General features: G+C 78.3%; 3 pseudogenes. 1 reads left to right on the top strand and 2 read right to left on the bottom strand.

What is annotated here, in order from left to right:
- Positions 1-227, bottom strand: a pseudogene (locus MHW47_RS34775) (LuxR family transcriptional regulator); the annotation flags it as partial.
- Positions 228-259: 32 nt separating this feature from the next.
- On the opposite strand from MHW47_RS34775, the pseudogene MHW47_RS34770 reads away from it, so the two are divergent.
- A pseudogene (locus MHW47_RS34770) lies at positions 260-1,262 on the top strand (FAD-dependent oxidoreductase); the annotation flags it as partial.
- A 7-nt stretch (positions 1,263-1,269) separates the two neighbouring features.
- On the opposite strand, the pseudogene MHW47_RS34765 reads toward MHW47_RS34770, so the two are convergent.
- Positions 1,270-2,221, bottom strand: a pseudogene (locus tag MHW47_RS34765) (regulator); the annotation flags it as partial.

The raw sequence follows: 2,221 nt of genomic DNA, 5'->3' as shown, positions 1-2,221 counted from the left end.
GGCGCGTCGACCGGGCCGCCCGCCAGGGCGGTGGTCCGCCCGCGCAGCCGGGCCGCCAGCAGGTGCGGGGGCAGCAACCGCAGGCGCAGGGCGGCGAGTTCCAGGGCGAGCGGCAGCCCGCCGAGCAGGGTGCAGATCTCCGCCACGGCCGCCGCGTTCTCCGGGGTCAGCGCGAACGACGGGTCGGCGTCCCGCGCCCGCCGCGCGAACAGCGCCACCGACGCCACGGGGTGCGGGTCCTGTCCGCCGTCGCCCGCGTCGCCGGGTACGGGCAGCGGGGCGAGGGGCAGCAGCTGCTCCCCGTACACCCCGAGCGGTTCCACCCCGGTGGCCAGCACGACCACGCCCGGCTCGGCGCGGCCCTCGCCCGGCTCGCCGCCACACCCCCGGCCCGCCTCCTCGCCCGGCCCGAACGCGCCGCGCTGGACGCCCTGTCGGACCGGCTGTCCGCCCGTACGCTCGACGGCTTCGTTCGCCCGCTGCTCACCGCGCTGCTCAGCGACCCGGACCTCACCACCTCCAGCCGGTGCGCCGACCTCGCCCTGCGCTCCTACGCGAGCGGGCGGCTGTGTGTACCGGAAGGCGGTGCGGGGACGCTGCCGGCGCTCCTCGCCGCTTCCCTCCCGCCCGGCACCGTGCGCACCGGGGTGCACGTCACATCCGCCGACATCACCTCCGTCCGCACCAAGGAGCACGGCGAACTGGCGTGCCGGTCCCTGCTGGTGGCGACCGGGGCGAGCGCGGCGGCCGAGCTGCTGCCGGGGCTGCGCCTGCCGTCCTTCCACCCGGTGACCGTGCTCCACCACACCGCGCCGGAGCCGCCGCCCACCGGCGCCTCGCTGCTCCTGGACGCCGACCGGTCCGGCCCGGTCGCCCACACCGCCGTGATGAGCGCGGTCGATCCGGCCCGGGCCCCGCGCGGCCGGACGCTGATCAGCTCCACGGTCCTCGGCGCCCCGCCCGACGACCTCGACCGCACCGTCCGCGCCCATCTCGCCGCGCTGTACGGCGTGCCCACCGGCGGCTGGGAGCTGCTGGCCGCCCACCACGACCCGGAGGCGGTGCCCGCGATGCCGGCGCCGCACGACCCGCAGCGGCCGGTCCGGGTCCTCGCGGGCCTCTACGTGTGCGGCGACCACCGCGACACCGGCACCGTGCAGGGGGCCCTGGCCTCGGGCGCCCGCGCCGCCGCCTCGATCCTGCACGACCTGGGCGTGCGCCCGGCCCACGGACCGGCCCAGGCCCTGCCCGAGGCGGCCTGAGCGCGGTTCAGCCCAGGGCCGCGACCCGCTCGCGGTAGCCGCGGACGGCGGCGGCGTCCCGGAAGGGTTCGAGGCGCCGCTCGAAGTCCCGGACGTACTCGGCGGCGCGCACGGAACGCATCTCGGCCGCCTGCTGGGCGGCCTCCGCGCCCAGCCGGCACGCCTGGTCCAGCTCCCCGAGCCCCAGCCGGGCGGAGGCCAGCACCACCCGGCAGAACAGCCGGCTCCGGGCGTACGCGGGGGCCCGCAGCTGGAGCGCGCGCTCGGCGTACTGGGCGGCGGTCCGGTACTGCTGGAGGTCGCGGTGGCAGTGCCCGAACTCGTCGGCGAGCTGCGCCTCGTCGAAGTGGCGCGCCCAGTGCGGCACCTCGTCGCCGGGGCGGGCGGTCTCCAGGGCGCGCTCGGCCCGGGCGAGGGAGGCCGTGCACGCCTTGGCGTCGCCGAGCACCGCGTGCCCGCGCGCCTCCACCGCGTGCAGCAGGGCGAGGACGGTGTGGGGTGCGGCCGATCCGATGCCCTGCTGGGCGACCCGCGCCAGCTGGACCGCTTCCCGGCCGTGCGCGAGGTAGACCGCCTGGCGGCTCATGGTGATCAGGACGTAGCTGCCGTAGGCCCGGTCGCCGGCCGCCTGGGAGAGCCGCAGCGCCTGGACGAAGTAGCGCTGGGCGAGCCCGTGCGCCGCGATGTCGTACGAGGTCCAGCCGGCCAGCCTGGTCAGGTCGGCGGCGGCCGCGAACAGCCGCCGTCCGGTCGCCTCCCCGTACGTGCCGCGCAGCATCGGTTCCGTCTCGTGCTCCAGATACCGCACGAGGGCCTGCCGGGCGTGCCCGCCGCCGTAGGCGTGGTCCAGGGTGCGGAACAGTTCGGCGACCGACCGGAGCGCGGCCACGTCCCCCTCGCCGACCCGGAGCACCGGGCCCCGCTCGGTCTGCCGCTGGCGGGGCACGCCCGCGCCGGCC

Origin of the sequence: Streptomyces sp. OfavH-34-F (assembly GCF_022347745.1) — a bacterium.
Classification (GTDB): domain Bacteria; phylum Actinomycetota; class Actinomycetes; order Streptomycetales; family Streptomycetaceae; genus Streptomyces.
This window is presented reverse-complemented; position numbering and strand designations above follow the sequence as displayed.